34 protein-coding genes are annotated in these 26798 nt (G+C 54.0%); all 34 read left to right on the top strand.

Annotated features, from left to right (window positions below; all coding sequences use genetic code 11):
• Positions 1 to 131: 131 nt before the first annotated feature.
• Entirely contained in the window at positions 132 to 4202 is a 4071-nt protein-coding gene (rpoB, locus tag EF096_RS12955) for a DNA-directed RNA polymerase subunit beta (RefSeq protein ID WP_123890120.1), read from the top strand.
• A gap of 68 nt (positions 4203 to 4270) precedes the next feature.
• A complete protein-coding gene (rpoC, locus tag EF096_RS12960) occupies positions 4271 to 8470 on the top strand; it encodes a DNA-directed RNA polymerase subunit beta' (RefSeq protein WP_123890122.1) in 4200 nt (1399 codons plus the stop codon).
• 143 nt (positions 8471 to 8613) lie between these two features.
• Positions 8614 to 8985 (top strand): 30S ribosomal protein S12, encoded by a 372-nt coding sequence (gene rpsL / locus EF096_RS12965; RefSeq protein ID WP_022964798.1) that lies wholly within the window; start codon positions 8614 to 8616, stop codon positions 8983 to 8985.
• A gap of 96 nt (positions 8986 to 9081) precedes the next feature.
• Complete coding sequence (rpsG, locus tag EF096_RS12970) at positions 9082 to 9555, top strand: 30S ribosomal protein S7 (protein WP_092287466.1); 474 nt, start codon at positions 9082 to 9084, stop codon at positions 9553 to 9555.
• A gap of 18 nt (positions 9556 to 9573) precedes the next feature.
• Positions 9574 to 11676 carry an elongation factor G gene (fusA, locus tag EF096_RS12975; RefSeq protein ID WP_123890124.1) on the top strand — a complete coding sequence of 701 codons (2103 nt, stop codon included), beginning with the start codon at positions 9574 to 9576 and terminating at the stop codon, positions 11674 to 11676.
• 34 nt (positions 11677 to 11710) lie between these two features.
• Positions 11711 to 12904: an elongation factor Tu gene (gene tuf / locus EF096_RS12980; protein ID WP_123890126.1), complete on the top strand. Its 1194-nt coding sequence runs from the start codon at positions 11711 to 11713 to the stop codon at positions 12902 to 12904.
• Positions 12905 to 13061: 157 nt separating this feature from the next.
• A complete protein-coding gene (gene rpsJ / locus EF096_RS12985; RefSeq protein WP_028614853.1) occupies positions 13062 to 13373 on the top strand; it encodes a 30S ribosomal protein S10 in 312 nt (103 codons plus the stop codon).
• 93 nt (positions 13374 to 13466) lie between these two features.
• A complete protein-coding gene (gene rplC, locus EF096_RS12990; RefSeq protein WP_123890128.1) occupies positions 13467 to 14105 on the top strand; it encodes a 50S ribosomal protein L3 in 639 nt (212 codons plus the stop codon).
• Between the two features lie 12 nt (positions 14106 to 14117).
• The gene (gene rplD / locus EF096_RS12995; protein WP_123890129.1) at positions 14118 to 14720 is read left to right on the top strand and encodes a 50S ribosomal protein L4; all 603 of its coding nucleotides are present in this window, start codon (positions 14118 to 14120) and stop codon (positions 14718 to 14720) included.
• On the top strand, positions 14717 to 15013 hold the full coding sequence (gene rplW, locus EF096_RS13000; protein WP_123890132.1) for a 50S ribosomal protein L23: 297 nt from the start codon (positions 14717 to 14719) through the stop codon (positions 15011 to 15013). The genes rplD and rplW overlap by 4 nt, the downstream gene beginning before the upstream one ends.
• A gap of 14 nt (positions 15014 to 15027) precedes the next feature.
• The gene (gene rplB / locus EF096_RS13005; protein ID WP_092287471.1) at positions 15028 to 15852 is read left to right on the top strand and encodes a 50S ribosomal protein L2; all 825 of its coding nucleotides are present in this window, start codon (positions 15028 to 15030) and stop codon (positions 15850 to 15852) included.
• Between the two features lie 17 nt (positions 15853 to 15869).
• Positions 15870 to 16145 carry a 30S ribosomal protein S19 gene (gene rpsS, locus EF096_RS13010; RefSeq protein WP_092287472.1) on the top strand — a complete coding sequence of 92 codons (276 nt, stop codon included), beginning with the start codon at positions 15870 to 15872 and terminating at the stop codon, positions 16143 to 16145.
• 11 nt (positions 16146 to 16156) lie between these two features.
• Entirely contained in the window at positions 16157 to 16489 is a 333-nt protein-coding gene (rplV, locus tag EF096_RS13015; RefSeq protein WP_123890134.1) for a 50S ribosomal protein L22, read from the top strand.
• A gap of 9 nt (positions 16490 to 16498) precedes the next feature.
• Complete coding sequence (gene rpsC, locus EF096_RS13020) at positions 16499 to 17179, top strand: 30S ribosomal protein S3 (protein WP_123890136.1); 681 nt, start codon at positions 16499 to 16501, stop codon at positions 17177 to 17179.
• A gap of 11 nt (positions 17180 to 17190) precedes the next feature.
• Positions 17191 to 17604 carry a 50S ribosomal protein L16 gene (gene rplP / locus EF096_RS13025; protein ID WP_123890138.1) on the top strand — a complete coding sequence of 138 codons (414 nt, stop codon included), beginning with the start codon at positions 17191 to 17193 and terminating at the stop codon, positions 17602 to 17604.
• Positions 17604 to 17795 (top strand): 50S ribosomal protein L29, encoded by a 192-nt coding sequence (rpmC, locus tag EF096_RS13030; protein WP_104739446.1) that lies wholly within the window; start codon positions 17604 to 17606, stop codon positions 17793 to 17795. Before rplP ends, rpmC begins: the two co-directional genes overlap by 1 nt.
• A 2-nt stretch (positions 17796 to 17797) precedes the next feature.
• Positions 17798 to 18061 carry a 30S ribosomal protein S17 gene (rpsQ, locus tag EF096_RS13035; RefSeq protein WP_092287475.1) on the top strand — a complete coding sequence of 88 codons (264 nt, stop codon included), beginning with the start codon at positions 17798 to 17800 and terminating at the stop codon, positions 18059 to 18061.
• Positions 18062 to 18105: 44 nt separating this feature from the next.
• Positions 18106 to 18474, top strand: a complete 369-nt coding sequence (gene rplN / locus EF096_RS13040) for a 50S ribosomal protein L14 (protein ID WP_088277353.1) — start codon at positions 18106 to 18108, stop codon at positions 18472 to 18474.
• Positions 18475 to 18485: 11 nt separating this feature from the next.
• Entirely contained in the window at positions 18486 to 18800 is a 315-nt protein-coding gene (gene rplX / locus EF096_RS13045; protein WP_123890141.1) for a 50S ribosomal protein L24, read from the top strand.
• Positions 18801 to 18817: 17 nt separating this feature from the next.
• Positions 18818 to 19357 carry a 50S ribosomal protein L5 gene (rplE, locus tag EF096_RS13050; protein ID WP_123890143.1) on the top strand — a complete coding sequence of 180 codons (540 nt, stop codon included), beginning with the start codon at positions 18818 to 18820 and terminating at the stop codon, positions 19355 to 19357.
• 11 nt (positions 19358 to 19368) lie between these two features.
• On the top strand, positions 19369 to 19674 hold the full coding sequence (gene rpsN / locus EF096_RS13055) for a 30S ribosomal protein S14 (protein ID WP_123890145.1): 306 nt from the start codon (positions 19369 to 19371) through the stop codon (positions 19672 to 19674).
• Positions 19675 to 19713: 39 nt separating this feature from the next.
• Complete coding sequence (gene rpsH, locus EF096_RS13060; RefSeq protein ID WP_123890147.1) at positions 19714 to 20106, top strand: 30S ribosomal protein S8; 393 nt, start codon at positions 19714 to 19716, stop codon at positions 20104 to 20106.
• Between the two features lie 12 nt (positions 20107 to 20118).
• On the top strand, positions 20119 to 20649 hold the full coding sequence (rplF, locus tag EF096_RS13065) for a 50S ribosomal protein L6 (RefSeq protein ID WP_123890149.1): 531 nt from the start codon (positions 20119 to 20121) through the stop codon (positions 20647 to 20649).
• A gap of 10 nt (positions 20650 to 20659) precedes the next feature.
• The gene (gene rplR, locus EF096_RS13070) at positions 20660 to 21010 is read left to right on the top strand and encodes a 50S ribosomal protein L18 (protein WP_123890151.1); all 351 of its coding nucleotides are present in this window, start codon (positions 20660 to 20662) and stop codon (positions 21008 to 21010) included.
• A 10-nt stretch (positions 21011 to 21020) separates the two neighbouring features.
• On the top strand, positions 21021 to 21524 hold the full coding sequence (gene rpsE, locus EF096_RS13075; RefSeq protein ID WP_123890153.1) for a 30S ribosomal protein S5: 504 nt from the start codon (positions 21021 to 21023) through the stop codon (positions 21522 to 21524).
• A 6-nt stretch (positions 21525 to 21530) separates the two neighbouring features.
• Complete coding sequence (gene rpmD / locus EF096_RS13080; protein ID WP_123890155.1) at positions 21531 to 21713, top strand: 50S ribosomal protein L30; 183 nt, start codon at positions 21531 to 21533, stop codon at positions 21711 to 21713.
• A gap of 3 nt (positions 21714 to 21716) precedes the next feature.
• On the top strand, positions 21717 to 22151 hold the full coding sequence (gene rplO, locus EF096_RS13085; RefSeq protein WP_123890157.1) for a 50S ribosomal protein L15: 435 nt from the start codon (positions 21717 to 21719) through the stop codon (positions 22149 to 22151).
• Positions 22152 to 23480, top strand: a complete 1329-nt coding sequence (gene secY / locus EF096_RS13090) for a preprotein translocase subunit SecY (protein ID WP_123890158.1) — start codon at positions 22152 to 22154, stop codon at positions 23478 to 23480. It begins immediately after the preceding gene.
• A 24-nt stretch (positions 23481 to 23504) separates the two neighbouring features.
• Positions 23505 to 23621: a 50S ribosomal protein L36 gene (rpmJ, locus tag EF096_RS13095; protein ID WP_123890160.1), complete on the top strand. Its 117-nt coding sequence runs from the start codon at positions 23505 to 23507 to the stop codon at positions 23619 to 23621.
• A gap of 169 nt (positions 23622 to 23790) precedes the next feature.
• A complete protein-coding gene (gene rpsM, locus EF096_RS13100; protein ID WP_123890162.1) occupies positions 23791 to 24147 on the top strand; it encodes a 30S ribosomal protein S13 in 357 nt (118 codons plus the stop codon).
• Positions 24148 to 24167: 20 nt separating this feature from the next.
• The gene (rpsK, locus tag EF096_RS13105; RefSeq protein WP_092287487.1) at positions 24168 to 24557 is read left to right on the top strand and encodes a 30S ribosomal protein S11; all 390 of its coding nucleotides are present in this window, start codon (positions 24168 to 24170) and stop codon (positions 24555 to 24557) included.
• Between the two features lie 15 nt (positions 24558 to 24572).
• Positions 24573 to 25193 carry a 30S ribosomal protein S4 gene (gene rpsD / locus EF096_RS13110; protein ID WP_123890164.1) on the top strand — a complete coding sequence of 207 codons (621 nt, stop codon included), beginning with the start codon at positions 24573 to 24575 and terminating at the stop codon, positions 25191 to 25193.
• Positions 25194 to 25218: 25 nt separating this feature from the next.
• Positions 25219 to 26220 carry a DNA-directed RNA polymerase subunit alpha gene (locus EF096_RS13115; RefSeq protein WP_123890166.1) on the top strand — a complete coding sequence of 334 codons (1002 nt, stop codon included), beginning with the start codon at positions 25219 to 25221 and terminating at the stop codon, positions 26218 to 26220.
• A gap of 26 nt (positions 26221 to 26246) precedes the next feature.
• Positions 26247 to 26627 carry a 50S ribosomal protein L17 gene (gene rplQ / locus EF096_RS13120; RefSeq protein ID WP_123890167.1) on the top strand — a complete coding sequence of 127 codons (381 nt, stop codon included), beginning with the start codon at positions 26247 to 26249 and terminating at the stop codon, positions 26625 to 26627.
• Positions 26628 to 26798 lie beyond the last annotated feature (171 nt).

Raw genomic sequence — 26798 nt, forward strand, 5'->3', positions numbered from 1 at the left:
GTATCCCGCCGTGCCGGCGGGCAACGGTAGCACTCAAACGAGTGGGCAAGACTTAGGGCTTGCACGCATTTTCAGGTTTTCCCGCTGCGCGGGAAGGCCAATCAAGCAGGTGACCAAGCTGGGGAACGCTGATGGCTTACTCATATACTGAGAAAAAACGTATCCGCAAGGACTTTGGCAAACTGCCGCATGTGATGGATGTGCCCTATTTGCTGGCTATTCAGCTGGATTCCTATCGGGAATTCCTGCAAGCCGAGTCAAATAAAGGGCAGGTTCGTGATATCGGTCTGCACGCGGCCTTCAAATCTGTCTTCCCCATTATCAGCTATTCGGGTAATGCGGCGCTGGAATATGTCGGTTACCGCCTTGGCGACCCGGCGTTCGACGTCAAGGAATGCGTTTTGCGCGGGGTTACCTATGCGGTGCCGCTGCGCGTAAAAGTGCGCCTGATCATCTTTGATCGTGAATCGTCCAACAAGGCGATCAAGGACATCAAGGAGCAGGAAGTTTATATGGGGGAAATCCCCCTGATGACCGAAAACGGTACCTTTGTAATCAACGGTACTGAACGGGTTATCGTATCTCAGCTGCACCGTAGTCCGGGCGTGTTCTTTGATCACGACCGTGGCAAGACGCACAGCTCCGGCAAGCTGCTTTACTCTGCCCGCGTGATTCCTTACCGCGGCTCTTGGCTAGACTTCGAATTTGATCCAAAGGACTGCGTATTCGTCCGTATCGACCGTCGTCGTAAGCTGCCGGCAAGCGTGTTGTTGCGTGCTCTGGGTTACCACACCGAAGAAATTCTCGACATTTTCTATGACACCAACGTTTTCGCCGTGCATGGCGAAAACCTGATGCTCGAGCTGGTGCCGCAGCGTCTGCGTGGCGAGATCGCCACCTTTGACATCAAAGATGGCAAGGGCAAGGTGATCGTAGAGAAAGGTCGTCGTGTTACCGCACGTCACATCAGCCAGTTGGAGAAGGCAGGTATCACCAGCCTGGAAGTGCCTTTCGATTACATCATCGGGCGCGCCATTGCCAAGCCGATCGTGCATCCGGCGACTGGCGAGATCCTGGTTGAGGCCAACGTTGAGGTGACTGCTGATCTGGTGCTGAAACTGGCCAAGTCGCAGATCACGCGCATTGAGACCCTGTATACCAACGATATCGATTGTGGTCCGTTCGTGTCCGATACCCTGCGTATCGATAACACCACTACCCAGCTCGAAGCCTTGGTTGAGATTTATCGGATGATGCGTCCTGGCGAGCCGCCAACCAAGGATGCCGCCGAGACGCTGTTCTCTAACCTGTTCTTCAGCAGCGATCGTTACGATCTGTCTGCGGTTGGTCGCATGAAGTTCAATCGCCGCATTGGTCGTGAAGAGATCGAAGGCGCTGGCGTATTGAGCAAGGAAGACATCATTGAGGTGCTCAAGACCCTGGTTGATATCCGTAACGGCAAAGGCGTCGTGGATGATATCGATCACCTGGGTAACCGCCGTATTCGTTCCGTCGGTGAGATGGCCGAAAACCAGTTCCGTGTTGGTCTGGTCCGGGTTGAGCGCGCGGTTAAAGAGCGTCTGTCCATGGCCGAAAGCGAAGGTCTGATGCCGCAGGATCTGATCAACGCCAAGCCGGTTGCGGCGGCGGTGAAAGAGTTCTTCGGTTCCAGCCAGCTGTCCCAGTTCATGGACCAGAACAACCCGCTGTCCGAGATTACCCACAAGCGCCGTGTGTCTGCGCTTGGGCCGGGCGGTCTGACCCGTGAGCGTGCTGGCTTTGAAGTACGTGACGTACACCCGACCCACTACGGTCGTGTATGTCCAATCGAAACGCCAGAAGGCCCGAACATTGGTTTGATCAACTCGCTGGCAACCTATGCGCGTACCAACCAGTATGGTTTCCTTGAGAGCCCATATCGTCGCGTTAAGAATGCTGTCGTCACTGACGAGATCGTATTCCTGTCAGCGATTGAAGAAGCCGATCACGTTATCGCCCAGGCCAGCGCCAAGGTTGAAGACGGTCAGCTGACTGACGATCTGGTGGCTGTGCGTCACATGAACGAATTCACCGTTAAGGCGCCGCATGAAGTGACCTTGATGGACGTTTCGCCGCGCCAGGTGGTGTCGGTCGCTGCGTCTTTGATTCCGTTCCTGGAGCACGATGACGCCAACCGCGCACTCATGGGTTCCAACATGCAGCGTCAGGCTGTTCCAACTCTGCGTGCTGAGAAGCCGCTGGTGGGAACCGGCATGGAGCGTAACGTTGCACGTGACTCCGGTGTCTGTGTAACCGCGCGCCGTGGTGGTGTGATCGACTCGGTTGACGCCAGTCGCGTTGTGGTTCGCGTCAACGATGACGAAGTTGAATCCGGTGAAGCAGGTGTGGATATCTACACCCTGACCAAATACACCCGCTCCAACCAGAATACCTGTATTAACCAGCGTCCATTGGTGAAGAAGGGCGATAAGGTTGCGGCCAAGGATATTCTGGCTGACGGCTCTTCTGTCGATATGGGCGAGTTGGCGCTAGGTCAGAATATGCGCGTAGCGTTCATGCCCTGGAATGGCTACAACTTCGAAGACTCGATCCTGGTCTCCGAGCGTGTTGTGCAGGAAGATCGTTTTACTACTATCCACATTCAGGAACTCACCTGTGTGTCGCGCGATACCAAGCTGGGGCCGGAAGAGATTTCTTCTGATATTCCCAACGTTGGCGAAGCCGCGCTAGGTAAGTTGGATGAGGCCGGCATTGTCTATGTTGGTGCTGAGGTGGGGCCTGGTGACATTCTGGTCGGTAAGGTTACTCCTAAGGGTGAAACCCAGCTGACGCCAGAAGAGAAGCTGTTGCGTGCGATCTTCGGTGAGAAGGCGTCCGATGTTAAGGACACCTCCCTGCGTGTGCCCACTGGCACCAAGGGTACCGTTATCGACGTTCAGGTCTTTATTCGCGACGGTGTAGAGCGTGATACACGCGCACTGGCTATCGAGAAGGAACAGCTTGATGAGATCCGTAAGGATCTGCAGGAAGAGTTCCGTATCGTTGAAACCGCTACCTTCGAGCGTTTGGCTGCAGCCCTTGACGGTCAGACCGTCGAAGGTGGTGCTGGCTTGAAGAAAGGCGCTGTGCTAAACGCCGAGATTTTGGGCGGTATCGAGCGTGGGCAGTGGTTCAAGTTGCGTATGACCGAAGACGCACTCAACGAGCAGTTGGAGCGAGCCCAGGGTTATCTGGTTGACCGTCGCAAGCTGCTTGATGAGAAGTTTGAAGATAAGAAGCGCAAGTTGCAGCAGGGCGATGACCTGGCGCCGGGCGTACTCAAGATTGTTAAGGTTTACCTGGCAATCAAGCGTCGCATCCAGCCTGGTGACAAGATGGCCGGTCGTCACGGTAACAAGGGTGTTATCTCCGTGATCATGCCGATCGAAGACATGCCGCACGATGAGAACGGCACCCCTGTCGATATCGTCTTGAATCCGCTGGGCGTTCCATCACGTATGAACGTTGGTCAGATTCTGGAAACCCACCTGGGCCTCGCGGCCAAGGGGCTGGGCGAAAAGATCAATCGTATGCTCGAAGAGCAGCGTAAGATTGCTGACCTGCGCAAGTTCCTGGATGAGGTCTATAACCAGGTTGGCGGTCGTCAGGAGAATCTGGACAGTCTGAGCGATCAGGAAATCATCGAACTGGCCAATAACCTGCGTGGTGGCGTACCTATGGCTACCGCAGTATTTGATGGCGCGGCTGAGACCGAGATCAAGCACATGCTGCGTCTCGCTGATTTGCCGGATAGCGGTCAGATGAGGTTGTGGGACGGTCGTACCGGCAATTGCTTCGATCGCCCGGTGACCGTTGGTTATATGTACATGCTCAAGCTGAACCACTTGGTTGATGACAAGATGCACGCGCGTTCAACCGGTTCTTACAGCCTGGTTACCCAGCAGCCGTTGGGTGGTAAGGCGCAGTTTGGTGGGCAGCGCTTTGGTGAGATGGAGGTTTGGGCACTTGAAGCTTATGGTGCCGCCTACACCCTGCAGGAAATGCTGACCGTGAAGTCGGACGACGTGAACGGCCGTACCAAGATGTATAAAAACATCGTGGATGGCGATCATCGTATGGAGGCGGGCATGCCTGAATCCTTCAACGTATTGGTCAAGGAAATTCGTTCGCTCGGTATCGATATCGAACTGGAATCTGATTAACCACCAACTGCCCACGTCTCGGGCGGCGTAACGTCGCCGCCCTTGAGACACTGCGAGGAGTATAGGCCTTGAAAGACTTATTGAACCTGCTTAAGTCCCAGGGACAGATTGAAGAGTTCGATTCCATTCGAATCGGCTTGGCGTCTCCGGAAATGATCCGGTCCTGGTCCTACGGCGAAGTTAAAAAGCCGGAAACCATCAATTACCGCACCTTTAAACCGGAGCGGGACGGTCTGTTCTGTGCCAAGATTTTTGGCCCAGTTAAAGACTACGAATGCCTGTGCGGCAAGTACAAGCGTCTTAAGCATCGCGGTGTGATCTGTGAAAAGTGTGGCGTTGAAGTCGCACTGGCCAAGGTTCGTCGTGAGCGCATGGGGCACATTGAACTGGCCTCACCTGTGGCGCACATCTGGTTCCTGAAATCGCTGCCGTCACGTATCGGCCTGCTGCTGGATATGACCCTGCGTGATATCGAGCGCGTGCTTTATTTCGAGAGCTACGTGGTTATCGAGCCGGGCATGACTACCCTGGACAAGGGTCAGTTGCTGAACGATGAGCAGTATTTCGAAGCGCTGGAAGAGTTCGGTGATGATTTCGACGCTCGCATGGGCGCCGAGGCTGTTTATGAACTGCTGACCGCGATGGATCTCGCTCACGAGATTGGCAAATTGCGCGAAGAAATTCCGCAGACCACCTCCGAGACCAAAATCAAGAAGCTGTCCAAGCGTCTGAAGTTGATGGAAGCCTTTGATGGCTCCGGCAACAAGCCAGAGTGGATGGTCATGACCGTATTGCCAGTTTTGCCGCCGGATCTGCGTCCGCTGGTACCGCTGGACGGTGGCCGCTTCGCGACCTCGGATCTGAACGATCTGTATCGCCGTGTTATCAACCGTAACAACCGTCTGAAGCGTCTGCTGGACTTGTCTGCGCCCGATATTATCGTGCGGAACGAGAAGCGTATGCTGCAGGAGTCGGTTGACGCGCTGCTGGACAACGGTCGTCGTGGTCGTGCCATTACGGGTACCAACAAGCGTCCGCTGAAGTCTCTGGCAGACATGATTAAAGGTAAGCAGGGTCGCTTCCGTCAGAACCTGCTGGGTAAGCGCGTAGACTACTCCGGTCGTTCTGTGATCGTGGTCGGTCCTACCCTGCGTCTGCACCAGTGCGGTCTGCCTAAGAAGATGGCGCTTGAGCTGTTCAAGCCTTTCATCTTTGGCAAACTGGAGCACCGTGGTCTGGCTACCACTATCAAAGCCGCCAAGAAAATGGTCGAGCGCGAACTGCCAGAAGTATGGGACATCCTCGCTGAAGTTATCCGCGAGCACCCCGTGCTGCTGAACCGTGCACCAACCCTGCACCGTCTTGGTATTCAGGCGTTTGAGCCGGTTCTGATTGAAGGTAAAGCGATTCAGCTGCACCCGTTGGTCTGTGCCGCCTATAACGCCGACTTTGACGGTGACCAAATGGCTGTGCACGTTCCACTGACCCTTGAGGCTCAGTTGGAAGCGCGCGCACTGATGATGTCGACCAACAACATCCTGTCTCCGGCCTCTGGCGAGCCAATTATTGTGCCGTCGCAGGACGTGGTATTGGGCTTGTATTACATGACTCGCACACGCATCAACGCCAAAGGCGAAGGTATGCGTTTCAGCGGTGTCAATGAAGTCGAGATGGCTTATCGCAGCGGCCAGGTCGAACTGCATGCGCTGGTCAAGGTGCGTATCACCGAGACCGTCAAGCACAAAGACGAAAGCTGGACCACCGAAACGCGTATCGTTGATACCACCGTTGGTCGTGCGTTGTTGTTCCAGATCCTGCCGAAGGGCTTGCCCTACGAAATGGTCGATCAGCCGCTGAAGAAAAAGGCGATTTCCAAGCTGATCAACCAGTGCTATCGCGTGGTCGGTTTGAAAGAAACCGTTATCTTCGCTGACCAGTTGATGTACACAGGTTTCGCCTACTCGACTATCTCGGGCGCGTCCATTGGTGTGAACGACTTCGTCATTCCTGACGAGAAGGCGCGCATCATTGATGAGGCGACTGAAGAAGTTAAAGAAATTGAAGATCAGTACGCTTCCGGCCTGGTAACCCAGGGCGAGAAGTACAACAAGGTTATCGACTTGTGGTCCAAGGCCAACGATGAGATTTCCAAGGCGATGATGGATAACCTCAAGTCAACTCGCGTGCTTGACCGCGATGGCAAGGAAGTCGATCAGGAGTCCTTTAACTCCATGTATATGATGGCTGACTCCGGTGCTCGGGGTTCCGCTGCACAGATTCGTCAGCTGGCTGGTATGCGTGGTTTGATGGCCAAGCCGGATGGCTCGATCATCGAAACGCCTATTACTGCGAACTTCCGTGAAGGTTTGAACGTACTCCAGTACTTCATCTCTACTCACGGTGCTCGTAAGGGTCTGGCTGATACCGCACTGAAGACCGCGAACTCCGGTTATCTGACTCGTCGTCTGGTTGACGTTGCGCAGGATCTGGTTATTACCGAGCCTGATTGCGGTACCGACAACGGCTTGTTGATGTCTCCGCACATTGAAGGCGGTGATATCGTTGAGCCTCTGGGTGAGCGAGTTCTGGGTCGTGTTGTTGCGCGTGACGTAGTCAAGCCTGGCACCGAAGAGACCATTGTTGCCGCTGGCACTCTGATCGACGAGCAGTGGGTTGAGTTCCTCGAGAAGAACAGTGTTGACGAAGTCATCGTGCGTTCGCCGATCACTTGTGACACGCATTACGGTGTTTGTGCCACTTGCTACGGTCGCGACCTGGCACGTGGTCACTTGATCAACATCGGTGAGGCGGTGGGTGTTATCGCTGCTCAGTCGATTGGTGAGCCGGGTACCCAGCTGACCATGCGTACCTTCCACATCGGTGGTGCGGCTAGCCGGACCTCTGCTGCTGACAGCGTTCAAGTGAAGAATGGCGGTACTATTCGCCTGCACAACCTGAAGCATGTTGAGCGCGCAGACGGAGCCCTGGTGGCGGTATCTCGTTCCGGTGAGTTGGCTGTTGCCGACGAGTTTGGCCGTGAGCGTGAGCGCTACAAGCTCCCCTATGGTGCCGTTATTTCCATCAAGGAAGGCGACAAGGTTGATGCCGGTCGCGTGGTTGCCAAGTGGGATCCGCACACTCACCCCATCGTTACCGAAATTACCGGTACCGTGGCCTTCTTTGGTATGGACGAAGGTATCACCATCAAGCGTCAGGCTGATGAGTTGACCGGTTTGACCAATATTGAAGTTCTGGATGCGAAGGATCGCCCGGCATCGGGTAAAGACATCCGTCCGGCGGTGAAGCTGGTTGATGACAATGGCAAGGAGCTGATGCTGCCGGGTACTGATGTACCTGCTCAGTATTTCCTGCCAGCCAACGCACTGGTCAATCTGACCGATGGTGCCAAGGTGAACGTGGGTGACGTTGTTGCACGTATCCCGCAGGAAACGTCGAAGACCCGTGATATCACCGGTGGTCTGCCACGTGTTGCTGACTTGTTTGAAGCGCGTCGTCCGAAAGAGCCGTCCATCCTGGCGGAAATCAGCGGTACGATTTCCTTCGGCAAGGAGACCAAAGGTAAGCGTCGTCTGGTTATTACACCGACCGATGGCAGCGATCCTTACGAAGAGCTGATTCCGAAGTGGCGCCACCTGAACGTGTTTGAAGGTGAGCAGGTTACCAAGGGTGAGGTTATTTCCGATGGTCCGAGCAACCCGCATGACATCTTGCGTCTGCTGGGCGTCAGTGCGCTGGCCAAGTATATCGTTAACGAAATTCAGGACGTTTATCGCCTGCAGGGCGTGAAGATCAACGACAAGCACATCGAAACGACGCTTCGTCAGATGTTGCGTAAGGTTGAGATTAGCGAGTCTGGCGACTCCAACTTTATCAAAGGCGACCAGGTCGAATTGACTCACGTGCTTGATGCGAACTCGGAGTTGGCAGGTCAGGACAAGTTCCCGGCCAAGTACGAGCGCGTATTGTTGGGTATCACCAAGGCATCTCTGTCGACCGAATCGTTTATATCGGCTGCGTCCTTCCAGGAAACCACGCGGGTACTGACCGAGGCTGCCGTTACCGGTAAGCGCGATCACTTGCGCGGCCTGAAAGAGAACGTCGTCGTAGGTCGTTTGATTCCTGCGGGTACCGGTTTGGCTTATCACGCTGAGCGCAAGCGTCAGAAGATGGCCGACAAGCCGGTCAAGGTCAGTGCCAGCGAAGTAGAGCAGGCTCTGTCCGACGCGCTTAATTCGAGCGGAAACTGACAGGTCGCCCGGCCCTTCGGGGTTGGGCTCCTTGACGATCGGGGTCGGTGTCTATAGAATTCCGTACCCCTAAAATTGGCGGGGCGACAAGTCCTGCCATTTTTTATTAACTATGTCCTAAGACATCAGTGGAGTTTTGCTAGATGGCAACAATTAACCAGCTGGTTCGTAAGCCGCGTAAGCGTGTCGCTGAGAAGAGCGACGTGCCGGCGCTGCAGAACTGCCCGCAGCGTCGTGGTGTTTGCACTCGCGTGTATACCACTACGCCAAAGAAGCCGAACTCGGCTCTGCGTAAAGTCTGCCGTGTTCGTTTGACCAACGGCTACGAAGTTTCATCCTATATCGGTGGTGAAGGTCACAACCTGCAAGAGCACAGCGTCGTTCTGATTCGCGGCGGTCGTGTAAAAGATTTGCCAGGTGTGCGTTACCACACTGTTCGCGGTTCTTTGGACACCTCAGGTGTTAAAGATCGTCGGCAGGGTCGTTCTAAATATGGCGCCAAGCGTCCTAAGTAATACTGAATTCATTTACCTGAGTCGATAAGAGTAAGGTCAGGCGTAACCGAATGGTTATGATCCTGGGCTAACCTGAAGACCGTTTGAGGGCTTATCATGCCAAGACGTCGCGTAGCAGCAAAACGTGAGATTCTGCCAGAACCTAAGTATGGCAGTCAGATTCTCGCGAAATTCATGAACCACGTAATGGAAAGTGGCAAAAAATCCACCGCAGAGCGCATCGTGTACGGCGCGCTGGACAAGGTGAAAGAGCGCACCAAGACCGAAGAGCCCGTTGAGCTGTTCGAGAAGGCGCTGGATGCCATTGCTCCGCTCGTGGAAGTAAAATCTCGCCGTGTAGGTGGTGCCACCTATCAGGTTCCGGTTGAAGTGCGTCCCTCCCGTCGCAATGCATTGGCAATGCGCTGGTTGGTAGACGCTGCCCGTAAGCGTGGCGAGAAGTCCATGGCTCTGCGCTTGGCTGGTGAGCTGGTTGATGCTTCCGAAGGCAAGGGTGCCGCTGTTAAGAAGCGTGAAGACGTGCACCGCATGGCTGAAGCCAACAAGGCGTTCTCTCACTACCGTTTCTAAACGGCTCAGGAGATTATTGTGGCTCGTACAACTCCGATTAATCTGTACCGGAATATTGGTATCTGTGCGCACGTCGATGCGGGCAAGACCACGACCACGGAACGGATTTTGTTTTATACCGGTGTGAACCACAAGATGGGCGAAGTCCATGATGGCGCTGCCACCATGGACTGGATGGCCCAGGAGCAGGAGCGGGGGATTACGATTACCTCCGCTGCTACTACTGCCTTCTGGCAGGGCTCCGAAAAGCAGTACGACAAGCATCGTGTCAATATTATTGATACCCCTGGTCACGTTGACTTCACTATCGAAGTAGAGCGCTCTTTGCGCGTGCTTGATGGTGCTGTCGTCGTTTTCTGTGGTACCTCTGGTGTCGAGCCTCAGTCTGAAACCGTGTGGCGTCAAGCCAACAAATACGGTGTTCCGCGTATTGTTTACGTGAACAAGATGGATCGCCAGGGTGCCAACTTCCTGCGTGTGGTTGAGCAGATCAAGAGGCGGTTGGGTCACACTCCGGTGCCGATTCAGCTGGCGATTGGGGCGGAAGAAGAGTTTGAGGGTCAGGTAGATCTGCTGCGCATGAAGGCGATTTACTGGAATGCTGATGACAGTGGAATGACCTTCCGTGAGGAGGAGATTCCTGCCGAGCTGGTCGAGCAGGCTGCGGCTTATCGTGAGCAAATGGTCGAGGCTGCTGCCGAGGCTAACGAAGAGCTTATGAATAAGTATCTTGAGGGGGTTGAGTTAACGCCCGAAGAGATCAAGGCGGGTCTGCGTCAGCGCACGCTGGCATGCGAAATTGTGCCAGCGGTCTGCGGTTCATCGTTCAAGAACAAGGGTGTTCCCCTGGTTCTGGACGCAGTTATTGACTATCTGCCAGCGCCCGATCAGGTGGTGGCCATCAAGGGTGTTCATCCTGACGATGAAGAGAAAGTCGATGAGCGTCATGCGGATGATGATGAGCCCTTTGCTGCCTTGGCTTTCAAGATTGCAACTGATCCCTTTGTTGGTACTTTGACTTTCGCTCGGGTCTACTCAGGTGTTTTGACGTCTGGTGATGCGGTGCTTAACTCGGTCAAGGGCAAGAAAGAGCGAGTTGGTCGCATGGTTCAGATGCATGCCAACGCCCGTGAAGAGATCAAGGAAGTTCGTGCTGGCGATATCGCTGCATTGATCGGCATGAAAGATGTCACTACGGGAGATACGCTGTGCTCCCAGGACAAGCCGATCATTCTCGAGCGCATGGAGTTCCCTGAGCCGGTTATCTCGGTTGCTGTCGAGCCCAAGACCAAGGCTGACCAAGAGAAGATGGGCGTGGCTCTAGGTAAGCTTGCGCAGGAGGATCCATCCTTCCGTGTGCGTACTGATGAAGAGTCGGGTCAAACGATTATCTCGGGTATGGGTGAGTTGCACCTGGATATTCTTGTTGATCGCATGAAGCGCGAGTTTAGCGTCGAAGCCAACATCGGTAAGCCGCAAGTTGCTTATCGAGAAGCGATCCGCAATAAGTGCGAAATCGAAGGGAAATTCGTTCGTCAGTCTGGCGGTCGAGGTCAGTACGGTCACGTATGGGTGCGCTTTGAGCCCTGTGATCGGTCTGAAGAGAAGCTGGTGTTTGTTAACGAAATCGTCGGTGGTGTGGTTCCGCGTGAATACATCCCGGCTATCCAGAAGGGTATCGAGGAGCAGATGCAGAACGGCGTTCTCGCCGGCTATCCGCTGCTTGGCCTTAAGGCAACCGTTTATGACGGTTCCTATCATGATGTCGACTCGAACGAGATGGCATTCAAGATCGCTGCTTCGATGGCTACCAAGCAGTTGGCCCAGAAGGGTGGCGCCGTATTGCTTGAGCCGATGATGAAAGTCGAAGTGGTCACCCCTGAGGATTATATGGGTGACGTAATGGGCGACTTGAACCGTCGTCGCGGTCTGGTACAAGGTATGGAAGACTCTCCTTCCGGTAAAGTGATCCGCGCTGAGGTTCCGCTTGGTGAGATGTTCGGTTACGCCACGGATGTACGCTCCATGTCCCAGGGACGTGCGAGCTACTCCATGGAGTTTTCGAAATACGCCGAGGCACCCACGAACATCGCCGAAGCAATCATCAAGAAGCAAGGCTAACTTGAACCTAAGCTAATTAAAGAGGTTATCAACCGTGGCAAAAGAAAAATTTGAACGTAGTAAACCGCACCTGAACGTAGGCACCATCGGTCACGTTGACCATGGTAAAACTACGCTTACAGCTGCATTGACCCGTGTTTGCGCCGAAGTTTACGGCGGTTCCGCTCGCGCTTTCGACCAGATCGATAACGCGCCGGAAGAGAAGGCTCGTGGTATCACCATCAACACCTCGCACGTAGAGTACGATTCTCCGACTCGTCACTACGCGCACGTTGATTGCCCAGGTCACGCTGACTATGTGAAGAACATGATCACCGGTGCTGCGCAGATGGACGGTGCTATCCTGGTTTGTTCCGCAGCTGACGGCCCTATGCCGCAGACTCGCGAGCACATCCTGCTGTCTCGTCAGGTTGGCGTTCCTTACATCGTTGTGTTCCTGAACAAGGCGGACATGGTCGATGATGAGGAGCTGCTTGAGCTGGTAGAGATGGAAGTGCGTGATCTGCTGAGCGCCTATGACTTCCCGGGCGATGACACGCCCATCATCATCGGTTCTGCGTTGATGGCATTGGAAGGCAAAGACGACAACGAAATCGGTACAACTGCTGTCAAGAAGCTGGTTGAGACTCTGGATGCTTACATCCCTGAGCCTGAGCGCGCGATTGACAAGCCGTTCCTGATGCCTATCGAAGACGTGTTCTCCATCTCCGGTCGCGGTACTGTTGTGACTGGTCGTGTAGAGCGCGGCATCGTCAAGGTTGGTGAGGAAGTTGAGATCGTCGGTATCAAGGCGACTACCAAGACTACCTGTACCGGCGTTGAGATGTTCCGCAAGCTGCTTGACGAAGGTCGTGCTGGCGAGAACGTTGGTGTTCTGCTGCGTGGTACCAAGCGCGAAGACGTAGAGCGCGGTCAGGTTCTGGCCAAGCCGGGCACTATTACTCCTCACACTCGCTTCGAAGCCGAAGTGTATGTGCTGGGTAAAGACGAAGGCGGTCGTCACACTCCGTTCTTCAAGGGTTATCGTCCTCAGTTCTACTTCCGTACTACTGACGTTACCGGTTCCTGCGAATTGCCGGAAGGTATCGAGATGGTAATGCCTGGCGATAACGTTAAGCTGGACGTCACGTTGATCCATCCTATCGCGATGGAAGACGGTCTGCGCTTTGCGATTCGTGAAGGTGGCCGTACCGTAGGTGCGGGCGTGGTAGCCAAGATCATCGAGTGATGATCTAACGCCATACACAGGAGCCTCCGTTTGACGGGGGCTTTTGTATTTTGGTTGACAGTGGGGAAGTGCGTCAGTAGAATTGCGCCTCCCTTGGATGGGCTCACCCGGTTTTCGGGAGATGCTCTGAAAATAGTTGCTTGGAGTTTCTGGTCAAATGCAGAACCAACAGATCCGTATTCGGTTGAAGGCTTTTGACCATCGCCTGATTGATCAATCTACCCAGGAAATCGTGGATACCGCGAAACGTACTGGGGCTCAGGTGCGTGGTCCGATCCCTTTGCCGACGCGCAAAGAGCGTTTTACTGTACTGGTTTCTCCGCACGTCAACAAAGACGCGCGCGATCAGTACGAAATCCGTACCCATAAACGGGTATTGGATATAGTTCAGCCCACCGACAAGACTGTTGATGCGCTGATGAAGCTGGACTTGGCAGCAGGTGTCGAAGTTCAGATTAGCCTCGGCTAATAGCCCCACAAGACGGGGGCTATAGGTCGTGTAACGCCCTGTGTTGGGCGGCCATAGCGGGTGATAGCCCCGTGCACTCATGAGGTTTACAAGATGACTATTGGTTTAGTCGGCCGGAAATGCGGGATGACCCGCGTTTTCACTGAAGATGGTGTATCTATACCGGTTACGGTTGTAGAAGTAGAACCGAACCGTGTCACACAGGTTAAATCCCTGGACTCTGATGGCTATCAAGCTATTCAGGTAACCGTTGGTGAGCGTCGCGCTAGTCGTGTAAGCAAGCCGATGGCAGGGCACTTTGCCAAAGCGAATACTGCTGCAGGTCGTCAGGTGATGGAATTTCGCCTGGATGACAGCTCGCAGTACGAAGCTGGTGCAGAGTTGACCGTCAGCATTTTTGAAGCGGGCCAGAAGGTTGATGTTACTGGGCAGTCCAAAGGTAAGGGCTTCGCCGGTACTATCAAGCGCTGGAACTTCCGTGGCCAAGATGCAACTCACGGTAACTCGATCTCCCACCGCGTACCCGGTTCCATTGGTCAGTGTCAGACCCCTGGTCGTGTATTCAAGGGCAAGAAGATGTCTGGTCACATGGGTGCCGAACAGGTAACTGTGCAGACTCTTGAGGTTGTTCGTGTTGATGCCGAACGTAACCTGCTGCTCATCAAGGGCGCGGTACCTGGCGCGACCGGTAGCGACGTAATCGTTCGCCCGGCGGTCAAGGCCAAGGGTTAAGGGGGAGTTACCATGAATTTGAATGTAGCTGGCGCAAGCGCGATCGAAGTTTCCGATCTCACTTTTGCGACCGAATTTAATGAAACCCTCGTCCACCAAGCCGTAGTTGCATACATGGCTGGTGCTCGTCAGGGTACCAAGCAGCAGAAGAATCGTTCTGATGTGTCCGGTGGCGGCAAGAAGCCATGGCGTCAGAAAGGTACGGGTCGTGCCCGTGCCGGTACTATCCGCAGCCCTATCTGGCGTTCCGGTGGTACTACCTTCGCTGCTCGTCCACAGAATCACGAGCAGAAGCTGAACCGCAAGATGTACCGCGGCGCACTGCGCTCCATCCTTTCCGAGCTTATCCGCCTGGATCGTCTGGTCGTAGTTGAGAGCTTCTCCGTCGATGCACCCAAAACCAAGGCTCTGGCCGGCAAGTTGAAGGATCTTGATCTGCAGAACGTGCTGATCGTGACCGACGATATTGACGAGAATCTGTACCTGGCAGCGCGTAACCTGCCCCACGTCGACGTACGTGATGTACAGGGTTCCGACCCAGTTAGCCTGATCGCTTACGACAAGGTACTGATTACCGTACCTGCTGTTAAGAAGTTCGAGGAGATGCTGGGATGAACCAAGAGCGCATTTTTAAAGTACTGCTTGGCCCGCATGTATCCGAGAAGGCTACTGTGCTGGCCGACGGCAAAAACCAGTTCGTGTTCAAGGTAGAAACTACTGCGACCAAGCTGGAAATCAAGAAAGCCGTTGAGCAGCTGTTCAGCGTCAAGGTCAAGGCAGTATCGACCCTGAACGTTAAAGGCAAGACCAAGCGAACCGTTCGCGGCCTGGGCAAGCGTAGTGACTGGAAGAAGGCTTATGTCAGCCTGCAGCCCGGTCAAGACATCGACTTCGCCAGCGCTGAATAAGAGAGGGATACATCATGGCTATTGTTAAATGTAAACCTACTTCCGCTGGCCGCCGCTTCGTAGTCAAGGTCGTCAACTCTGACCTGCACAAGGGCGCTCCGTACGCCCCGCTGTTGGAGAAGCAAGGCAAGTCTGGTGGTCGTAACAATAATGGTCGCATTACCACGCGTCATCGTGGGGGCGGTCATAAGCAGCACTACCGTATGGTTGATTTTCGTCGCAACAAGGATGGCATTCCAGCCACCGTTGAGCGCGTTGAATATGATCCAAACCGTACCGCTCATATTGCTCTGCTGAAGTATGCCGACGGTGAGCGTCGCTACATTATCGCCCCCAAGGGCGTGCGTGCAGGCGACCAGCTGGTCTCTGGTGCTGAAGCACCAATCAAGGCCGGCAACTCACTGCCACTGCGTAACATTCCAGTGGGTAGCACCATTCACGCGATCGAACTGAAGCCCGGTAAAGGCGCTCAGGTTGCTCGCAGTGCAGGTGCAGCCGTTCAGCTGGTTGCCCGTGAAGGCGCTTACGTAACTGTTCGTCTTCGCTCTGGCGAGATGCGCAAGGTTCTCGGCGAGTGCCGTGCCACCCTGGGCGAAGTGTCCAACGGTGAGCACAGTTTGCGCTCTCTGGGTAAGGCTGGTGCCACACGCTGGCGCGGTGTTCGTCCGACTGTTCGTGGTGTTGCCATGAACCCGGTTGATCACCCACACGGTGGTGGTGAAGGTCGTACTTCTGGTGGTCGTCATCCCGTATCGCCGTGGGGCTTCCCCACCAAGGGTGCCAAGACTCGTTCCAACAAGCGCACTGACAAGATGATTGTCCGTCGTCGCAGCAAGTAATTAGAGGGGATACGACAGTGCCGCGTTCTCTGAAGAAAGGACCTTTTATCGATCTTCACCTGTTAAAGAAGATCGAAGTTGCAGTAGAAAAGAACGAGCGTAAGCCAATCAAGACCTGGTCACGCCGTTCCATGGTTCTGCCGCAGATGGTTGGTTTGACCATTGCTGTTCATAACGGTCGTCAGCATGTCCCGGTTATCATTTCCGAAGACATGGTCGGCCACAAGTTAGGCGAATTCTCTGCTACCCGGACCTATCGTGGTCACGTGGCAGACAAGAAAGCCAAGCGCTAAGGGGTTAGAAGATGGAAGTAGCCGCTACTCATAAGGGCGCCCGACTCTCTGCCCAGAAGGCACGCTTGGTCGCCGACCAAATCCGCGGTAAGAAAGTGGATGAGGCTCTGAACCTGCTGTCTTTCAGCAACAAGAAGGCCGCTGAAGTCATCAAGAAGGTGCTCGAATCGGCAATTGCCAATGCTGAGCATAATGATGGCGCGGACGTGGATGACCTTAAGGTCTCCACCGTGTTTGTTAACGAAGGTCGCTCTTTGAAGCGCATCATGCCACGTGCCAAAGGCCGTGCTGATCGCATCATCAAGCGGTCTTGTCATATCACGGTCAAGGTTGCTGACAAGTAGGAGTCGATCATGGGTCAGAAAGTACATCCGATTGGCATTCGCCTCGGTATCGTAAAACAGCACACTTCGGTGTGGTATGCAGATGGTCGTCAGTACGCTGATTATCTGTTCAATGATCTGAAAGTGCGTGAGTACATTCAGAAGAAGTTGAAAAGCGCTTCAGTCAGCCGCGTTGATATTCAGCGTCCGGCTCAGACAGCTCGCATTACCATTCACACTGCCCGTCCAGGCATCGTGATTGGCAAGAAGGGTGAAGACGTTGAAAAACTGCGTCAGGAATTGACCAGTCAAATGGGCGTGCCAGTGCACATCAACATCGAAGAGATCCGCAAGCCGGAACTCGACGGTGCTCTGGTAGCACAGAGCGTTGCTCAGCAGCTCGAGCGTCGTGTGATGTTCCGTCGCGCCATGAAGCGCGCAGTACAGAACGCCATGCGCATTGGTGCCAAGGGTATTAAGATCCAGGTTAGCGGCCGTCTTGGCGGCGCCGAGATCGCCCGTACCGAATGGTATCGCGAAGGTCGTGTGCCGCTGCACACCCTGCGCGCTGACATTGACTACGCAACGGCTGAAGCCCACACCACATACGGTGTGATCGGTGTGAAGGTTTGGATCTTCAAAGGTGAGATCATTGGTGGTCTCCAGGAAGAAACCAAAGCCGTCGCGACCAAGAAAAAAGCTGCTAAGTAAGGGGTACGCACATGTTACAACCAAAGCGTACGAAGTTCCGCAAGCAGATGACCGGCCACAACCGTGGCTTGGCGCATCGTGGTAGCAAGGTGAGCTTCGGTGAGTTCGCACTGAAAGCCGTAGGTCGCGGTCGACTGACTGCACGTCAGATCGAAGCGGCTCGTCGCGCCCTGACTCGTCACGTAAAACGTGGCGGTAAAATCTGGATTCGGGTGTTCCCCGATAAGCCTATCTCCAAAAAGCCTCTTGAGGTGCGGATGGGTAAGGGTAAGGGTAACGTCGAGTATTGGGTTGCCCAGATTCGCCCTGGCAAGATCCTTTACGAGATTGAAGGTGTTTCCGAAGAGATGGCTCGCGAGGCATTTGCCCTTGCTGCTGCCAAACTGCCTCTCGCTACCACCTTTGTTAAGCGGACGGTGATGTAATGAAAGCGACAGAACTTCGTGAAAAATCTGCTGAGCAGCTGAATGAACAACTGCTCACACTGCTGCGCGATCAGTTCAATCTGCGCATGCAGAAAGCAACCGGTCAGCTCGGTCAGAGTCATCTGCTGAACCAAGTTAAGCGCGACATCGCTCGCGTCAAGACTGTGCTCAATCAGAAGGGTGGTAACTGATCATGGCCGAGAACAAAACAGTACGTACCGTTACTGGCCGTGTGGTCAGTAACAAGATGGACAAGACCGTCACCGTGCTCATCGAGCGCCAGGAAAAGCACCCACTGTACGGTAAGTACGTGACGCGCTCTACCAAGCTCAAAGCGCACGATGAGAACAACGACTGCCGCATTGGCGATCTGGTTACTATCCGGGAAACCCGCCCCTTGGCTAAAACCAAGAGCTGGGATCTGGTTCAGATCGACGAGCGCGCGGCGCAAGTTTAAAGCCCCGCGCTGTTTAGCGGATTATTTAAGGGTCGGAGAAAGTTATGATTCAGACTCAATCCATGTTGGATGTAGCTGATAACAGTGGTGCACGTCGCGTTATGTGTATCAAGGTTCTGGGCGGTTCTCACCGTCGCTACGCCGGCATTGGCGATATCATCAAGGTGACCGTGAAGGAAGCAATTCCCCGCGGCAAAGTAAAGAAAGGCCAGGTGCTTAACGCGGTCATCGTGCGTACCCGTCACGGTGTACGCCGTACGGACGGTTCGCTGATCCGTTTTGATGGCAACGCAGCCGTTCTGCTCAACAACAAAAATGAGCCGATCGGTACCCGCATCTTTGGGCCAGTGACTCGTGAACTGCGTAATGAGCAGTTCATGAAGATCGTTTCCCTCGCGCCCGAAGTGCTGTAAGGAGCCCGGTCATGCAAAAGATTAAACGTGACGACGACGTAATCGTCATCGCCGGTAAAGATAAAGGCAAGCGCGGTAAAGTCCTGAAAGTTGGGGATGATTCCCGCATGCTTATTTCCGGTGTCAACATTGTCAAGCGCCACACCAAGGCTAACCCCATGGCTGGTTCGCAGGGCGGTATTGTTGAGAAGGAGGCGCCAATCCACGTCTCCAACGTGGCTATCTTCAACCCGGAGACCAGCAAAGCCGATCGTATCGGTTTTAAGGTCGAAGACGGTAAGAAGGTTCGTATTTTCAAGTCGACGCAAAAAGCCGTCGACGCTTGAGAATCTAGGTGCTTACCATGGCGAGATTAAAAGAAACATATAGCACTACCATCGTTCCCAAGCTCCAGGAAGAACTGGGCCTGAAGAACGTTATGGAAGTGCCGAAAATCACCAAGATCACCCTGAATATGGGCCTTGGCGAAGCTGTCGGTGATAAGAAGATCATCGAACATGCAATGGCTGACCTTGAGAAGATCACTGGCCGTAAAGGCATCGTGACCTACGCTCGCAAATCCATTGCCGGCTTCAAAATTCGTGACGGCTGGCCGATTGGCGTGAAGGTAACTCTGCGCCGCGAACAGATGTACGAATTCCTCGACCGTCTGCTGTCGATTTCCCTGCCACGCGTTCGTGACTTTCGCGGTCTGAATGCCAAGTCGTTTGACGGCCGGGGTAACTACAGCATGGGCGTCAAGGAACAGATCATTTTCCCAGAGATCGATTACGATAAAATCGACACTCTGCGTGGTCTGGACATTACCTTGACTACCACAGCTCGGACTGACGACGAAGGTCGTGCGCTACTGCGTGCGTTCAACTTCCCGTTCCGTAACTAGGAGTCAGGTAAATGGCTAAAGTTAGTATGAAAAACCGCGAGGCCAAGCGCTCTCGTCTGGTTGCTAAGTACGCTACCAAGCGTGCTGAGCTGAAGGCTACTGTCGGCAACGTCAACGCTTCTGTTGAAGAGCGTTGGGCTGCCCAGGTTGCTTTGCAAAAATTGCCGCGCGATGCCAGCCCGGTTCGTCAGCGTAACCGCTGCCGCATCACTGGTCGTCCGCACGGTGTATACCGCAAGTTTGGTCTGAGCCGCATTAAGCTGCGCGAAGCAGCCATGCGCGGTGACGTACCAGGTCTGGTCAAGGCCAGCTGGTAAACCAAATCTTAATTACTCAGTTTCAGGAGCACAAAGCCCATGAGTATGCAGGACCCGTTAGCTGATATGCTGACCCGTATCCGTAATGCCCAGATGGCTGAGAAGTCCAGCGTCAGCATGCCTGCGGCAAAGCTGAAGGTGGCTGTCGCCAAAGTCCTTCAAGAAGAAGGTTACGTAGCCGGTTACGAAGTGGATGGCGAAGTTAAGCCTACCCTGTCTATCGAACTGAAGTATTTCGAAGGCAAGCCGGTTATTGAAGATCTTAAGCGCGTAAGTCGTCCAGGCCTACGCCAGTACAAGTCCGTTGGCCAGATTCCTAAGGTCAAGGGTGGGCTGGGTGTTTCGATCGTCTCCACCAATAAAGGTGTGATGACCGATCGTGCTGCTCGCGCTGCCGGTATCGGCGGTGAAGTACTCTGCACCGTATTCTGATAGGGGGTTACGATGTCTCGCGTCGCTAAGGACCCTGTCAAATTGCCACAGGGTGTAGAAGTAAAGTTGGATGGTCAGGAATTGTCAATCAAGGGTGCCAAAGGTAGCCTGGATCTGAGCCTGCATCCATTGGTTGAAGTTGTCCACGAAGATGGTCTGCTGCGTTTTGCAGCCCGTCCAGGCAGTGTGAACCAGGCTATGGCCGGTACCACTCGCGCGTTGGTCAACAATATGGTTGTCGGTGTTACCGAGGGCTTCGAGCGCAAGCTGCAGCTGGTTGGTGTAGGTTATAAGGCTCAGGCTAAAGGTCAGGTTCTGAACCTGGCTCTGGGTTACTCGCACCCAATCGACTATCAGCTGCCAGAGGGCGTTTCTGCTGAAACCCCGAGCCAGACTGACATTATTATCAAAGGTATCGACAAGCAGCTGGTCGGCCAGGTAGCCGCGGAAATTCGTGATTTCCGTCGCCCCGAGCCCTATAAGGGCAAGGGTGTTCGCTACGCCGATGAGGTCGTGCGTCGTAAAGAAGCCAAGAAGAAGTAGGGCATAGCAAATGAGCGATAAAAAAGTTATTCGTCTCCGTCGCGCTCGCCGTTCGCGCTTGAAAATGCGTGAACTGGAAGCCGTTCGTCTGTGCGTGTACCGTTCTTCGCAGCACATGTACGCACAAGTGATCTCTGCAGATGGTTCCACCGTGTTGGCTTGCGCCTCCACGTTGGATTCGGACCTGCGCAGCGGTAGTACTGGCAATATCGAAGCCGCCAAGAAAGTCGGCCTTCTGGTTGCTGAGCGCGCCAAGGCCGCCGGTGTAACTCAGGTCTCCTTCGACCGTTCCGGCTTCAAGTATCATGGTCGCGTAAAAGCGCTGGCCGACGCCGCTCGTGAAGGCGGGCTGGAATTCTAAGGGTAGAGCTATGGCTAATTTCGATCAGAAGCGCGACGAAGGTTACATTGAGAAACTTGTTCAAGTTAACCGCGTTGCCAAAGTTGTAAAAGGCGGCCGTATCTTCGCTTTCACTGCTCTGACTGTAGTGGGTGATGGTAAAGGTCGTGTGGGTTTCGGTCGCGGTAAGGCACGTGAAGTGCCTGCTGCTATCCAGAAAGCCATGGAAGCCGCTCGTCGTAACATGATTCAGGTTGACCTGAATGGCACAACGCTGCAGTACGCTGTTCGTGCTGCTCATGGCGCCTCCAAGGTGTTCATGCAGCCTGCGTCTGAAGGTACCGGTGTTATCGCCGGTGGTGCAATGCGCGCCGTCCTCGAAGCCGCTGGCGTTCATAACGTTTTGGCCAAGTGTTACGGTTCCACTAATCCGGTTAACGTCGTTCAGGCTACCTACAAGGGTCTGAAGTCGATGCAGTCTCCCGAGTCTGTAGCGGCCAAGCGCGGCAAGACCGTTGAAGATATCGTGGGGTAAACGGACATGGCTAACGAAAAAATTAAAGTGACCCTGTTCAAAAGTGTAGTCGGTCGTCTGCCAAACCATAAGGCTTGCGTTAAAGGTCTGGGTTTGCGTCGCATCAACCACACTGTCGAGGTCGAAGATACTCCGGCCGTTCGTGGGATGATCAATAAGGTCTCCTACATGGTTCGGGTAGAGGGTTAAGACATGAAACTGAATGATCTGCGTTCTGCGCCAGGTGCACGCCGTGAAAAGCTGCGCGTTGGCCGTGGTATCGGTAGCGGTCTGGGTAAGACTGCTGGTCGCGGTCACAAAGGTCTGACTTCTCGTTCCGGTGGCTCTGTAGCCCCCGGTTTCGAGGGCGGTCAGCAGCCTTTGCATCGCCGTCTGCCCAAGTTTGGTTTTACTTCCAAGCTGGCAATGGTGACCGCTGAAGTTCGTACCAGCGAGCTGAATGCTGTTGATGCTGAGGTCATTGACCTGCAGGCATTGAAAGATGCCAACATCATCGGCAACAAGTTTGTACGTGCCAAGATTGTCCTCTCCGGCGACGTAACCAAAGCGGTTAACGTTAAAGGTCTGGCGATCACTAAAGGTGCTCGTGCAGCGATCGAAGCAGCTGGCGGCAAGATCGAGGAATAAATGGCTAAGCAAGGCGCTCTTTCTGGAATGAATCAAGGTGGCTTGAGTGAACTCTGGGGGCGCCTGCGCTTTCTGTTCCTCGCGATCATCGTTTACCGTATCGGGGCGCATATTCCGGTTCCCGGCATAAACCCTGATCGTCTGGCTGATCTGTTCAAACAGAATGAAGAGACGATCCTTAGTCTGTTCAATATGTTTTCTGGTGGTGCCCTGGAGCGGATGAGTATTTTCGCTCTGGGTATCATGCCGTATATCTCTGCATCCATCATAATGCAGCTGATGACGGCGGTGAGCCCATCGCTGGAGCAGTTGAAGAAGGAAGGGGAGTCCGGTCGCCGGAAGATAAGTCAGTACACGCGTTATCTGACGCTGGTGCTGGCTTTTATCCAAGCCATCGGTATGTCGGTTGGCCTAGCAAGTCAGGGCGTCGCATTTGATATTGGTTTCAGCTTTTACTTTATCGCTGTCACCACCTTTGTATCAGGCGCAATGTTCATGATGTGGTTGGGCGAGCAGATCACCGAGCGGGGTGTCGGTAACGGCATCTCCATGTTGATCTTTGCGGGTATTGTCGCGGGCTTGCCTAGCGCAGTCGGGCAGTCCTTCGAGGGTGCACGCTTAGGCACGATCAACATTTTTGCGTTGATTGGTGTGGCTCTTGTGGCTATCGCCATGATCGCGTTCATTGTATTCGTGGAACGCGGCCAGCGCAGAATTACGGTCAATTACGCCAAGCGCCAGCAGGGACGTAAAGTCTTTGCTGCACAAACCAGTCATTTGCCCTTGAAGGTCAATATGGCGGGTGTTATTCCAGCGATTTTTGCCAGCAGTATCCTGTTGTTCCCAGCGTCGCTGGGTACCTGGTTCGCCCAGGGTGACAATATGGAATGGCTGCAAAAGCTGACTCAGGCTATTGGGCCGGGTAAGCCGCTGAATATCATTCTGTTTAGTGCGGGGATTATTTTCTTCTGCTTTTTCTATACAGCATTGATGTTCAATCCTAAGGATGTAGCGGAGAACCTCAAGAAGTCAGGTGCATTTATTCCGGGTATTCGTCCGGGTGAGCAATCCGCTCGCTACATTGATAGCGTGCTGACTCGTCTTACCTTGTTTGGTGCCCTGTATATGACCGCTGTTTGCCTGTTGCCGCAGTTTTTGGTGGTATCGGCTAATGTGCCCTTCTATTTGGGTGGGACATCGCTGTTGATCGTCGTAGTGGTTGTTATGGACTTCATGTCCCAAGTACAATCGCACCTCGTTTCTCAGCAGTACGAGTCTCTAATGAAGAAATCTAACCTGAAAGGTTACGGCAGCGGCATGATCCGCTGAGTATTCAGGTTTTAGGAGTCGGCTATGAAAGTTGCAGCATCAGTTAAGAAGCTTTGCCGTAACTGCAAGATCATCCGTCGCAATGGTTGCGTACGCGTGATTTGCAGCGCTGAGCCCCGTCATAAACAGCGCCAGGGTTAATTCCCCGGTTCTGATTTAAGGCTACGTCTCAGGATAACCGCCTCCCGGCCATTAGTTTGGCTGGGGGGTTGAATTTTGTTTTTGTTAGCGCTACCCTACTGCACCCTTTTTCGAGCAACCTATTATTGTTCTGGGTTGAGTCAGGTAGCTGTCAGACGGAGTAAATTGGATGGCCCGTATTGCAGGCGTCAACATCCCGGATAACAAACATACTGTTATCTCTCTGACCTATATTTTTGGTATTGGTCAGACAAAAGCACAGCAGATCTGTGCGTCAACTGGCATTGCGCCAGATGCGAAAATCAAGGATCTGAGCGAGGAGCAGATTGATACTCTGCGCAATGAAGTTGCCAAAAGCACTGTTGAAGGTGACTTGCGCCGGACGATCAATATGAACGTCAAGCGCCTCATGGATCTTGGCTGCTATCGCGGTCTGCGTCATCGTCGTGGCCTTCCGGTCCGCGGCCAGCGCACCAAGACCAACGCTCGCACCCGTAAGGGTCCGCGCAAGCCGATCCGTAAGTAATTGCGAAGGAATATACAGATATGGCTAAGCCTGCTGCTCGTGTTCGTAAGAAAGTAAAAAAGACAGTGGTTGATGGGATTGCCCACATCCATGCGTCTTTCAATAACACCATCATTACCATTACTGACCGTCAGGGCAATGCTCTGAGCTGGGCTACTTCAGGTGGCTCTGGTTTCCGTGGTTCGCGTAAAAGTACTCCCTTTGCTGCTCAGGTTGCAGCCGAGCGTGCCGGTAACGCCGCCCTGGATTATGGTTTGAAAAATCTCGACGTTTGTGTGAAGGGCCCTGGCCCAGGTCGTGAATCAGCTGTTCGTGCGTTGAATTCTTGTGGTTACAAGATCAGCAGCATCACTGATGTCACCCCTATTCCACACAACGGCTGCCGCCCGCCCAAGAAGCGTCGCGTTTAATCAGGAGACGGTATAATGGCTAGATATATTGGTCCGAAGTGTAAGCTGTCTCGTCGCGAAGGCACTGATTTGTTCCTCAAGAGCGGCGTGCGAGCTCTCGATTCCAAGTGCAAGCTGGAAAGCCCTCCGGGCGTTCACGGCCAGCGTCGTGGTCGTCTGTCGGAGTACGGCACTCAGCTGCGCGAGAAGCAAAAAGTACGTCGTATGTACGGTGTTCTTGAGCGTCAGTTCAGCAACTACTACAAGGAAGCTGCTCGTCTTAAGGGCGCTACCGGTGAGAACCTGCTGCAATTGCTTGAGCGTCGTCTAGACAACGTCGTTTATCGTATGGGTTTTGGTACTACTCGCGCCGAAGCGCGCCAGTTGGTATCGCACAAGTCCATCAGTGTTAACGGCAAAACAGTCAACATCGCATCTTACCTGGTTGTTCCGGGTGATGTGGTCGCTGTCCGTGAAAAAGCTAAGAACCAGCTGCGCATCAATGGTGCTCTGGAACTCGCTGCTCAGCGCGGCATGGCTGAGTGGGTTGAAGTGGACGCTGCCAAGAAAGAAGGCGTGTTCAAGAGCCTGCCCTCACGGAGTGATTTGTACGCTGACATCAACGAAAACTTGATCGTCGAGCTTTACTCCAAGTAAGCGACAGACAGCAAAAGGTGCCCCCATGCAGAGTTCGGTTACCGAGTTTCTAACACCACGTCACATCGACGTACAGGAAACTTCGCCTATGCGCGCCAAGATCACTCTTGAGCCGTTGGAGCGTGGTTTCGGTCATACCCTGGGCAATGCGCTACGCCGCATTTTGCTCTCCTCCATGCCCGGCTGTGCCGTGGTAGAGGCGGAAATCGAAGGCGTTTTGCATGAGTACAGCGCCATTGAGGGCGTGCAGGAAGATGTCATCGAGATCCTGCTCAACCTGAAAGGGTTGGCGATCAATATGCACGGTCGTGATCACGTGACCCTGAGCCTTTCCAAGAAAGGCCCAGGTCTAGTGACCGCTGCCGATATCCAGTTGGATCATGATGTAGAGATCGTTAACCCGGACCACGCGATTGCGACGTTGTCCGATAACGGTGAGCTAAACATGAAGCTGACTGTTGCTCGTGGCCGTGGCTACGAGCCGTCCGATGCGCGTCAGTCAGATGAAGACGAAAGTCGTTCAATTGGCCGCCTGCAGCTTGATGCTACTTATACGCCGGTTCGCCGCGTCGCATATGTAGTGGAAAGCGCTCGTGTTGAGCAGCGCACCAACCTGGATAAGCTGGTCATCGATCTGGAGACCAACGGTACTCTGGACCCTGAAGAGGCCATCCGTCGTGCCGCGACTATCCTGCAACAGCAGCTGGCAGCCTTTGTAGATTTGAAAGGTGATCAGGAGCCGGTAGTCGAGCCGCAAGAGGATGAGATTGATCCTATCCTTCTGCGCCCGGTAGACGATCTTGAGCTGACTGTCCGTTCGGCCAACTGTCTGAAGGCTGAAAATATTTACTATATTGGCGATCTGATCCAGCGTACCGAAGTAGAGCTGCTGAAGACCCCGAACCTGGGCAAGAAATCTTTGACCGAAATCAAGGACGTTCTAGCCTCTCGTGGTCTGTCTCTGGGTATGCGATTGGACAACTGGCCGCCTGCAAGCTTGAAGAAGGACGATAAGGTTTCGGCCTGATCGTCTCGACACCGAGGAATTGAGAGATGCGTCATCGTAAAAGTGGTCGTCACCTAAATCGGACCAGCGCGCACCGTAAAGCCATGTTTCAAAACATGGCCGTGTCGCTGTTCGAAAATGAACTGATCAAAACTACTCTGCCAAAAGCCAAGGAACTGCGCCGCGTTGCCGAGCCGCTGATCACCCTGGCCAAGGAAGACACTGTTGCCAATCGTCGTCTGGCTTTCGACCGTACCCGCAGCAAGGAAGCGGTCGGCAAGCTGTTCAACGATCTGGGTAAGCGCTATGCAACCCGTCCGGGTGGTTATGTGCGTATCCTGAAGTGCGGTTTCCGCGCAGGCGATGCAGCGCCCATGGCGTATGTTGAGCTGGTTGATCGTCCAGAGCTGGCAACAGCTGACGAGTAAGCGGTAAGCAATTCAAGAAGACCGGCCATAGGCCGGTTTTTTTGTGGTGCGCCCGGCAGGGCGCACTCACTTGGAGGTGAAAGTCCTCTACACGCCCGGCAAGGGGAAGTGTTAGCCAGAGGCAAGGGTGTCGCGGGTGACTGCGAATCTGGAGGAAGCCCGAGGCAAAGC

Source organism: Pseudomonas neustonica (assembly GCF_003797945.1).
Lineage (GTDB): Bacteria > Pseudomonadota > Gammaproteobacteria > Pseudomonadales > Pseudomonadaceae > Halopseudomonas > Halopseudomonas neustonica.

What these genes read in the sequence shown, in the direction of transcription:
- rpmJ (WP_123890160.1), top strand. Translation starts at nt 23,505, where the DNA reads ATGAAAGTTGCAGCATCAGTTAAGAAGCTTTGCCGTAACTGCAAGATC.
- rpsQ (WP_092287475.1), top strand. Translation starts at nt 17,798, where the DNA reads ATGGCCGAGAACAAAACAGTACGTACCGTTACTGGCCGTGTGGTCAGT.
- rplO (WP_123890157.1), top strand. Translation starts at nt 21,717, where the DNA reads ATGAAACTGAATGATCTGCGTTCTGCGCCAGGTGCACGCCGTGAAAAG.
- rpsM (WP_123890162.1), top strand. Translation starts at nt 23,791, where the DNA reads ATGGCCCGTATTGCAGGCGTCAACATCCCGGATAACAAACATACTGTT.
- rpmC (WP_104739446.1), top strand. Translation starts at nt 17,604, where the DNA reads ATGAAAGCGACAGAACTTCGTGAAAAATCTGCTGAGCAGCTGAATGAA.
- rpsC (WP_123890136.1), top strand. Translation starts at nt 16,499, where the DNA reads ATGGGTCAGAAAGTACATCCGATTGGCATTCGCCTCGGTATCGTAAAA.
- rplD (WP_123890129.1), top strand. Translation starts at nt 14,118, where the DNA reads ATGAATTTGAATGTAGCTGGCGCAAGCGCGATCGAAGTTTCCGATCTC.
- rpsJ (WP_028614853.1), top strand. Translation starts at nt 13,062, where the DNA reads ATGCAGAACCAACAGATCCGTATTCGGTTGAAGGCTTTTGACCATCGC.
- rplP (WP_123890138.1), top strand. Translation starts at nt 17,191, where the DNA reads ATGTTACAACCAAAGCGTACGAAGTTCCGCAAGCAGATGACCGGCCAC.
- rplW (WP_123890132.1), top strand. Translation starts at nt 14,717, where the DNA reads ATGAACCAAGAGCGCATTTTTAAAGTACTGCTTGGCCCGCATGTATCC.
- rplX (WP_123890141.1), top strand. Translation starts at nt 18,486, where the DNA reads ATGCAAAAGATTAAACGTGACGACGACGTAATCGTCATCGCCGGTAAA.
- rplB (WP_092287471.1), top strand. Translation starts at nt 15,028, where the DNA reads ATGGCTATTGTTAAATGTAAACCTACTTCCGCTGGCCGCCGCTTCGTA.
- rplN (WP_088277353.1), top strand. Translation starts at nt 18,106, where the DNA reads ATGATTCAGACTCAATCCATGTTGGATGTAGCTGATAACAGTGGTGCA.
- rpsE (WP_123890153.1), top strand. Translation starts at nt 21,021, where the DNA reads ATGGCTAATTTCGATCAGAAGCGCGACGAAGGTTACATTGAGAAACTT.
- rplE (WP_123890143.1), top strand. Translation starts at nt 18,818, where the DNA reads ATGGCGAGATTAAAAGAAACATATAGCACTACCATCGTTCCCAAGCTC.
- rpoB (WP_123890120.1), top strand. Translation starts at nt 132, where the DNA reads ATGGCTTACTCATATACTGAGAAAAAACGTATCCGCAAGGACTTTGGC.
- rplC (WP_123890128.1), top strand. Translation starts at nt 13,467, where the DNA reads ATGACTATTGGTTTAGTCGGCCGGAAATGCGGGATGACCCGCGTTTTC.
- rpsD (WP_123890164.1), top strand. Translation starts at nt 24,573, where the DNA reads ATGGCTAGATATATTGGTCCGAAGTGTAAGCTGTCTCGTCGCGAAGGC.
- secY (WP_123890158.1), top strand. Translation starts at nt 22,152, where the DNA reads ATGGCTAAGCAAGGCGCTCTTTCTGGAATGAATCAAGGTGGCTTGAGT.
- rpsN (WP_123890145.1), top strand. Translation starts at nt 19,369, where the DNA reads ATGGCTAAAGTTAGTATGAAAAACCGCGAGGCCAAGCGCTCTCGTCTG.
- rplF (WP_123890149.1), top strand. Translation starts at nt 20,119, where the DNA reads ATGTCTCGCGTCGCTAAGGACCCTGTCAAATTGCCACAGGGTGTAGAA.
- rpsG (WP_092287466.1), top strand. Translation starts at nt 9,082, where the DNA reads ATGCCAAGACGTCGCGTAGCAGCAAAACGTGAGATTCTGCCAGAACCT.
- rplQ (WP_123890167.1), top strand. Translation starts at nt 26,247, where the DNA reads ATGCGTCATCGTAAAAGTGGTCGTCACCTAAATCGGACCAGCGCGCAC.
- rpsH (WP_123890147.1), top strand. Translation starts at nt 19,714, where the DNA reads ATGAGTATGCAGGACCCGTTAGCTGATATGCTGACCCGTATCCGTAAT.
- rpsK (WP_092287487.1), top strand. Translation starts at nt 24,168, where the DNA reads ATGGCTAAGCCTGCTGCTCGTGTTCGTAAGAAAGTAAAAAAGACAGTG.
- rpsL (WP_022964798.1), top strand. Translation starts at nt 8,614, where the DNA reads ATGGCAACAATTAACCAGCTGGTTCGTAAGCCGCGTAAGCGTGTCGCT.
- EF096_RS13115 (WP_123890166.1), top strand. Translation starts at nt 25,219, where the DNA reads ATGCAGAGTTCGGTTACCGAGTTTCTAACACCACGTCACATCGACGTA.
- rpmD (WP_123890155.1), top strand. Translation starts at nt 21,531, where the DNA reads ATGGCTAACGAAAAAATTAAAGTGACCCTGTTCAAAAGTGTAGTCGGT.
- rplR (WP_123890151.1), top strand. Translation starts at nt 20,660, where the DNA reads ATGAGCGATAAAAAAGTTATTCGTCTCCGTCGCGCTCGCCGTTCGCGC.
- rplV (WP_123890134.1), top strand. Translation starts at nt 16,157, where the DNA reads ATGGAAGTAGCCGCTACTCATAAGGGCGCCCGACTCTCTGCCCAGAAG.